The organism is Pseudomonas sp. 22515 (assembly GCF_052044625.1).
Taxonomy (GTDB): domain Bacteria; phylum Pseudomonadota; class Gammaproteobacteria; order Pseudomonadales; family Pseudomonadaceae; genus Aquipseudomonas; species Aquipseudomonas alloputida.
Window position 1 is genome coordinate 73552 of sequence record NZ_JBQENN010000027.1, and the last position, 7485, is coordinate 81036.

Genomic DNA, 7485 nt, shown 5'->3' on the forward strand with positions numbered 1-7485 from the left:
CCGCATGAAGTGCCGGGGCCGCGTTGCGGCCCTTTCGCGACGCAAGGCCGCTCCCACAAGGATGGGGTCAAGGCTGACAGTAGGGGCAAGACAGACAACCGGGGCCGATGTCATTTATGATGCCTGCCATGATCAAAGACCCTTTCGAACGACTCGGGCTGGACCGCGAGGTCCTTACCGTCAGCCAACTCAACGGCCGCGCCCGCGTGCTGCTGGAAGACGTTTTCCGCAGCGTGTGGGTGGAAGGCGAAATCTCCAACCTCGCCCGCCCGGCGTCCGGCCACATGTACTTCACCCTCAAGGACAGCGGCGCCCAGGTGCGTTGCGCGTTGTTCCGGCAGAACGCCACGCGGGTACGCCAGGCGCTGCGAGACGGCCTGGCGGTGCGGGTGCGCGGCAAGGTTTCGCTGTTCGAGGGACGTGGCGACTACCAGCTGATTCTCGACACCGTCGAGCCCGCCGGTGATGGCGCGCTGCGCCTGGCTTTCGAGGCCCTGAAGGATAAGCTCGGTGCCGAGGGACTGTTCAGCACCGAACGAAAGAAGCCACTGCCGGCTCACCCGCAGCGCATCGGCATCATCACCTCGCCCACTGGCGCGGTGATCCGCGACATCATCAGTGTGTTCGGCCGCCGTGCCCCGCAGGTGGAGCTGAACCTGATCCCTACGGCTGTACAGGGCCGCGAAGCCATCGCGCAGATCGTACGCGCCATCCGCCTGGCCGACAGCCTCGGCTTCGATGCGCTGATTCTGGCGCGTGGTGGTGGTTCGCTGGAAGACCTGTGGTGTTTCAACGAGGAAGCCGTGGCGCGTGCCGTGGCCGCCTGCGTCACGCCAATTGTCAGCGCCGTGGGCCATGAAACCGACGTGTCGATCAGCGACTTCGTGGCTGACGTGCGCGCGCCCACCCCGTCGGCTGCCGCCGAGCTGCTGGCCCCTGACAACAGCGGCCTTCGGCAACGCCTGGATGGCCTGCAACGGCGCCTGCTGCTGCGCATGCAGAACCGCCTGACCCACGACCGCCTGCGCCTGGAGTCACTCACCCGCCGCCTGCGTCACCCAGGCGAGCGTTTGCGCCAGCAGGCTCAACGCCTGGACGACCTGGACATGCGCCTGCGTCGCGCGTTCATGCTCAACCTCAACCAGCGCCGCGAACGCCTGGCACGCCTGGACGCCCGCCTGGCCGCGCAGCATCCGGGGCGTAACCTGAAACTGCTGAACCAGCGCCTGGACAGCCTGGCCGAGCGCCTGCCACGGGCCATGCGTGAGGTGCTCAAGGACCGTCGCCAGCGGTTCCAGGCCCAGTTGCAGACACTGCAGGTGGTCAGTCCGCTGGCCACCCTGGCCCGCGGATACAGCATTTTGCTGGATGAACAAGGCCAGGCCATTCGCAGCGCGGAACAGACCCGCAACGGCCAACGCCTGACCGCCCGCCTGAACGAAGGCGAGCTGCTGGTGCGGGTCGAAGACAACCACCTGACCCCGGTCACCCTCTCACTACTGGACTGACACATGCCCCGCGTGCTCGCGCCCCTGCTTGCCCTTTCCCTGTTGCTGCTGGCCGGCGGCGCCCAGGCCAGCTACATCACCCGCACACTGAACAAACCGGTACCTGGCGGTGTGGCAGTCGTCGACCTGGGCCCCGCCGCCAACGCACCCAGCGCCCGTTTCGACGGCAAACCGGTGCTGGTGGTGAAGGAGCAGGACAACTGGTTGGCCATCGTCGGCATCCCGCTGACCCAGAAGCCCGGCACCGCAGTGCTGAACCAGGGCGGGCGCACCCTGCCTTTCAGCGTAGGCAGCAAGACGTACCCTGAGCAGCGCATCACCCTGAAGAACACGCGCCAGGTCAACCCGAACCCGGCCGACCTCAAGCGCATCGACCGTGAACTGGCCGAGCAGATCAAGGCCTACCGCAGCTTCAGCCCTAACCTGCCGAGCAACCTGGTTCTCGACAAGCCGGTCAACGGCCCGCTGTCGAGCAAGTTCGGCGTGCGCCGCTTCTTCAACGGCGAAGAACGCAACCCGCATGCGGGGCTAGATTTTGCGGTGCCGGCAGGCACGCCGATCAAGACACCCGCCAATGGCAAAGTGATTCTGGTGGGGGACTATTTCTTCAACGGCCGCACGGTGTTCGTCGACCATGGGCAGGGCTTTATCAGCATGTTCTGCCACATGTCGAAAATCGATGTGCAGGTGGGCCAGCAACTGCGTCGTGGCGAGGTGGTCGGACGCGTGGGCTCGACCGGGCGGGCTACCGGGCCGCACATGCACTGGAACGTCAGCCTGAACGATGCGCGGGTGGACCCGGCGATTTTCATTGGCGCGTTCCAGCCCTGAAACTGCGGCGCCTGCTTCGCGGGCACGCCCGCTCCCACAGGTACAGCGAAGCCTTCAGACACAGCTCAATACTTGTGGGAGCGAAGCCTTCAGACACAGCTCAATACTTGTGGGAGCGGGCATGCCCGCGAAGAGGCCAGCGCAGTCGACAGCAGTTCAACTGTGTTGCGCCATCGAAAAATACTGCGCAAAAATCAATAAGCACCCAGCAGATTCAAGCCATAAAATCTCGCCTAATTACTTTTTTTAAGCATTCCTCTCAATTTTTCCCGAACGCTTGCCATCCCCCACCCCACTGGTTAAGTTTGAAGGCATGAAAACCTTCAGCACCCTCATCCTGCTCCGACAACATCGCAGCCTCTGCCTGGTCAGCGCCCGACTACCAGGCTGAATCGCGTCGCCTCGCCTCTTCATATCGTTATCGCTCGGCAGGCCCGATCTCGGCCGCACACAAAAGGATTGCTTCCATGACCATGCTCAAAGACCCTTCGAAGAAATACCGCGCTTTCCCGACCATCGACCTGCCTGACCGTACCTGGCCGTCGAAGACCATCACCCAGGCACCTATCTGGTGCAGTTCCGACCTGCGTGACGGCAACCAGTCGCTGATAGAGCCGATGGACTCGGAGAAGAAACTGCGCTTCTGGAAGACCTTGGTGCAGGTTGGCGTGAAGGAGATCGAAGCCTCGTTCCCGTCTGCCTCGCAAACCGATTTCGACTTTGTGCGCACCCTGATCCAGGACGGCCACATCCCGGATGACACCACCATCCAGGTGCTCACCCAGGCACGTGAAGACCTGATTGCCCGCACCTTCGAATCGCTGCGCGGTGCGAAGAAGGCCATCGTCCACCTGTACAACGCCACCAGCCCGTCGTTCCGCCGCATCGTCTTCAATCAGGACAAGCAAGGCGTGAAGGACATCGCGGTGAACGCGGCCAAGCTGTTCGTCAAGTACGCCGCTCAGCAGCCGGAAACCCAGTGGACCTTCCAGTACTCGCCAGAAACCTTCAGCGCCACTGAAATGGAGTTCGCCAAGGAAGTCTGCGACGCGGTCATCGAGGTGTGGAACCCTACCCCTGAACACAAGATCATCCTCAACCTGCCGGCCACCGTGGAAGTGTCCACGCCAAATATTTACGCCGACCAGATCGAGTGGTTCTGCCGCAACGTCAGCCGCCGCGACAGCGTGATCATCAGCCTGCACTGCCACAACGACCGCGGCACCGGCATCGCTGCCACCGAACTGGGCCTCATGGCCGGCGCCGACCGTGCCGAAGGCTGCCTGTTCGGCAACGGCGAGCGTACCGGTAACGTCGACCTGGTGACCTTGGCACTGAACCTCTACACCCAGGGCATCGACCCGTTGCTTGACTTCTCCGACATCGACGGTGTGCGCAAGGTGGTCGAAGAGTGCAACCAGTTGCCAGTACACCCACGTCACCCGTATGTGGGCGACCTGGTCCATACCGCGTTCTCCGGCTCGCACCAGGACGCCATCCGCAAGGGCTTCGCCAAGCAGCAGGATGGGGAACTGTGGGAGGTGCCTTACCTGCCGATCGACCCGGCCGACATCGGCCGCAGCTACGAAGCGGTAATCCGCGTCAACAGCCAGTCGGGCAAAGGCGGTATTACCTACCTGCTCGAGCAGGAATATGGCATCAGCCTGCCGCGTCGCATGCAGATCGAATTCAGCCAGGTGGTGCAGGGTGAGACTGACCGCCTGGGCCTGGAAATGACCGCCCAGCAGATCTACAGCCTGCTGCACAAGGAATACCTCCAGGCCAACGCGCCATACGCACTGGTCAGCCATCGCCTGCAGGAAGAAAACGGCCACAGCGCTGTGGAAGTGGAAGTTGCCGGTGAAGGCGAAACCACCCTGCACTGGCGCGGCAAGGGCAACGGCGCCCTGGAAGCACTGGTGGCCGGCCTGCCGATTGCCGTGGAGATCATGGACTACAACGAGCATGCGATTGGTGCTGGCACCAACGCCAAGGCAGCTGCCTACATCGAACTGCGCGTGGCCGGTGGCCGCCCGGTGCATGGCGTGGGTATCGATGAGAACATCACCACGGCCAGCTTCAAGGCCCTGTTCAGCGCGCTGAACCGCTCGCTGAGCCAGCAGGAAGCAAAAGCGGCTTGATCAAACCACTACAGGCAGAAAGCCCGCTGGTTTAATGCGGGCTTTTTTCATTACGACGTTAATCAAAATACCGAGAAATCAAAAGTCCAGCGTCTGGCACCTGGCGCTTTCTCAAATTGATTGAACAAGACCGCTTGGTTAACCTGACTCCAGGTCAGAGGCTTTATTGATTTTTCATTCCTGACCGGAACAAGCTGATCGCAAACCACCGATGAAAGCATCGTGATGTCCTGCCGCACCAGCCGCCCATCGTCATTGAATATATCTGAGCTCTTGGTATAGGGTACGTATCCAGCAAGCACGCCAGCGGATGTCATGTGGTGCGCGTAGACCATGTGCACTTGATACACCATGATGGTCCCATCGCCCTTCACTCTCAATGAGCGCTTGGTTGACTCCGAACCGCTCACCGTTTCAGAAACCGAAAACATGGCAGTGAGTTCAGCGTTCGCATTCGCCGGGCCGAAGTCAGCAGAGAAGCCTACCTTAAACTCGACGCCTTGGGAGAAACTCTTGCTGAAGCCCTCGCAAACTACCACTTCGCGCTCGTGTTCCGTTTGCACATTGGATCGTATCGTGGCCACATGTTGCAGATAAGCAAAGACTGGCCGCGTGTAAGTGGCCCAGTCATAGTTACCACACCTGACATCACCGTAGGTGGTATCGGCATCCACCCAGCAACCGGCATGCAACTGATCACCTATCAGGTACTGCTCGATTTCGAAAGACCCTCTTTTCAGGGGGTACCGGCTGATTTCATTCATCAAATCGCTCATTGAATATGACCTCATCCACTCAATATTGCAGGAAGCGGTTGCTGGCCGCCTGATCATTAAAACTCCAGCCGGCGTCACCCGCTGCGCCATAAGCAAGATTGAATATCAGGTGATATAACGCCTGTCGTGATATTGGCGCTTTGGTGTTATCCGAACCATGTCCTACCCACATCAGGTCTGTGGCCACGGAAGAAAGGAAGAAAACGCCTTTGTTGTCGCCTTGCACACGCACGGGCTGTACCTTGAACAGCTCAGAGCACTGGGCATCGCCCTGTTTTACCCAATGCGCATAGACCAGTTTCAACTGGTAGGCCACATAGCATTCAGCTCCCGCTACGCGCACGGTATGCCCAACCGATGATAACGGCCGCCACTCTTCGGCAGAGCAGCCGGAGAGCAGATCTGACTTTACGCTTACCAGCCCGATTCCACTCGGCGCAGAAAAGCCTTCGGCATCATGTGCAAACCAGACCTCATGCCCACTGGCACGGGACAGATCAATTTCACAGTCTCCAGCACTTAATGTTTTATAGGTGCCCACGTAGTCGAAGTAGGCGAAAACCGGGCGGGTCAATACCTTCTTTTTTCCTGAAGGAAACCCAAACCCACCGTAGACGGTTTCACCTTCTATCCAACATCCAGGATGAAACTCGTCCGTGCTGAGCAGGTACCTTTCAATCAGGTATGAACCGTTTAAAACGGGGAACGCATCGGGTGACAAACGCTCGAAGCCTGTCATCGCACACCTCTGAACAATAGTTGAAGGCGTGAGACTATTAACTGTTGAGTTCTGCGCCTAGGCGCTCATGTTTCCTCACCAGGAAGTGTTTATGGGGGCGTGATCACGTATTGAGGGCCGGCACGTCAGCCGTCAGGTGGCAAAGCAGACAACGAAATCAACGGATAAAAAAAAGGTTCTTCACGGATTGCCGGGAAAGTCATTCTTGATCTTCATGAAAAAGAATTCGCTGTCCCGGTAGCCGTAAGCCATCCGCTTGATCACCTTGATCCGGTTGTTGATGCCTTCCAGCTGGCCCGTATGCATTGGCCATCGCACCCTGCTCAAGATGCCGCGCCAGTATCCCTTCAGGCGTTTAGCAAACTGCTTCAGTGCCGGTATCGCGCTTTCATCAGCCAGACGCAGCCACTGCTTCCAGGCTGATCGCCAACCCCAGGCGGTGGTGGGCGACCACAGCGCTTTTAACTCTGCTTTCATCAGATAAACCGTCATCAGCGATTGGTTAGCCGACAGCAGATCCCTCAGGTGCACCTGTTGATCTTCTCGCTTGAGATTTTCCGGATTACGCAGCAGTAGCCAGCGTGCTTGCTTGATCACCCTGCGCGCGGGTTTGTCATGGCGCAGACGGTTGGCTTCGTCGACCCGTACCCGGTCAATCACCTCGCGCCCATACTTGGCGACTACATGAAACAGGTCGTAGACCACGCGTGCCTGAGGGCAGTGTTGGCGTACCTCTAGGTCAAATGCGGTGTTCATGTCCATCGCCACTGCTTCGATCCGCGCACAGCCTTCTGGCCCCAGCTCTTCAAAGAAGGGCCTGATAGCCGTTCTGCTACGTCCTTCACCAATCCACAGCACCCGGCGGGTATCGGCGTCCAGCACCACGCTGGCGTAGCGATGGCCTTTGAACAGGGCGAACTCGTCCATCACCAGGCGCCTGGGCTGGGCCTTTGGTAGCTTCTCTAGAGCGGCTTGTAGAGCTCGTCGTTCCAGCAAGCGCACACTGTCCCAATGCAAGTCAAACAGCTCGGCGACGTGCAGGGTAGGCAGCCGCTGGCAAGCCTGGATCACGGCCTCGGCCAAGCGCTGGGTCATACGCGAATAGCGATCAAGCCAGCTGACTGACTCCATCCGCTTGCCGCATGCGCGACACCCAACGCGCCGCAGTTCCACATTCAACCGTACCGCATGGCCAAGAATGGGGAGATCACGGATCGAGCGCTGGCAGTATTCGTGGATGGCGGTGCTGGGCTGATGGCAGCCGCTGCAGGTGGGGAACCTAGTGGGCTGCGGAATCAGGTCGATCAGCAGATCGTCGCCGTCAGGCCTGATGGCAATGACAGAAAAGCCCTCCCAAAAGGGCAGAAACGTATTAATATCGTGCACAAGAACGCCGGTTTGTTGATGTGTTTGCTCGCACGAACATCATCCATCAAACCGGCGTTCTTGTTTCTGTCTTTCCCGGGATTCCGTGAAGAACCAAAAAAAAG

7 protein-coding genes are annotated in these 7485 nt (G+C 59.5%); 4 read left to right on the plus strand and 3 right to left on the minus strand.

Features of this window, described 5'->3' with window-relative positions:
• The first annotated feature begins 128 nt into the window (after positions 1-128).
• The 3 genes from xseA to leuA all read left to right on the plus strand — a co-directional run bounded on the left by xseA (position 129) and on the right by leuA (position 4480).
• Positions 129-1508: an exodeoxyribonuclease VII large subunit gene (gene xseA, locus ACTJJN_RS22215; protein WP_029611814.1), complete on the plus strand. Its 1380-nt coding sequence runs from the start codon at positions 129-131 to the stop codon at positions 1506-1508.
• Between the two features lie 3 nt (positions 1509-1511).
• A complete protein-coding gene (locus ACTJJN_RS22220) occupies positions 1512-2339 on the plus strand; it encodes a M23 family metallopeptidase (protein ID WP_012051358.1) in 828 nt (275 codons plus the stop codon).
• 467 nt (positions 2340-2806) lie between these two features.
• Positions 2807-4480: a 2-isopropylmalate synthase gene (leuA, locus tag ACTJJN_RS22225; RefSeq protein ID WP_003255035.1), complete on the plus strand. Its 1674-nt coding sequence runs from the start codon at positions 2807-2809 to the stop codon at positions 4478-4480.
• A 62-nt stretch (positions 4481-4542) separates the two neighbouring features.
• On the opposite strand, the gene ACTJJN_RS22230 is transcribed toward leuA, so the two are convergent.
• The 3 genes from ACTJJN_RS22230 to ACTJJN_RS22240 form a co-directional block, all read right to left on the minus strand.
• The gene (locus ACTJJN_RS22230; RefSeq protein ID WP_014755484.1) at positions 4543-5256 is read right to left on the minus strand and encodes a monalysin family beta-barrel pore-forming toxin; all 714 of its coding nucleotides are present in this window, start codon (positions 5254-5256) and stop codon (positions 4543-4545) included.
• Positions 5257-5275: 19 nt separating this feature from the next.
• Positions 5276-5995 carry a monalysin family beta-barrel pore-forming toxin gene (locus ACTJJN_RS22235; RefSeq protein WP_012051356.1) on the minus strand — a complete coding sequence of 240 codons (720 nt, stop codon included), beginning with the start codon at positions 5993-5995 and terminating at the stop codon, positions 5276-5278.
• 180 nt (positions 5996-6175) lie between these two features.
• Entirely contained in the window at positions 6176-7333 is a 1158-nt protein-coding gene (locus ACTJJN_RS22240) for an ISL3 family transposase (RefSeq protein ID WP_425312121.1), read from the minus strand.
• Here ACTJJN_RS22240 and ACTJJN_RS22245 point away from each other — a divergent pair.
• On the plus strand, positions 7229-7485 hold a 257-nt coding region (locus ACTJJN_RS22245), incomplete at its 3' end, for a hypothetical protein (protein WP_440781224.1). The genes ACTJJN_RS22240 and ACTJJN_RS22245 overlap by 105 nt on opposite strands.

Coding starts and splice junctions, on each gene's coding strand:
- ACTJJN_RS22230 (WP_014755484.1), bottom strand. CDS start 5,256: ATGAGCGATTTGATGAATGAAATCAGCCGGTACCCCCTGAAAAGAGGG.
- leuA (WP_003255035.1), top strand. CDS start 2,807: ATGACCATGCTCAAAGACCCTTCGAAGAAATACCGCGCTTTCCCGACC.
- ACTJJN_RS22220 (WP_012051358.1), top strand. CDS start 1,512: ATGCCCCGCGTGCTCGCGCCCCTGCTTGCCCTTTCCCTGTTGCTGCTG.
- xseA (WP_029611814.1), top strand. CDS start 129: ATGATCAAAGACCCTTTCGAACGACTCGGGCTGGACCGCGAGGTCCTT.
- ACTJJN_RS22235 (WP_012051356.1), bottom strand. CDS start 5,995: ATGACAGGCTTCGAGCGTTTGTCACCCGATGCGTTCCCCGTTTTAAAC.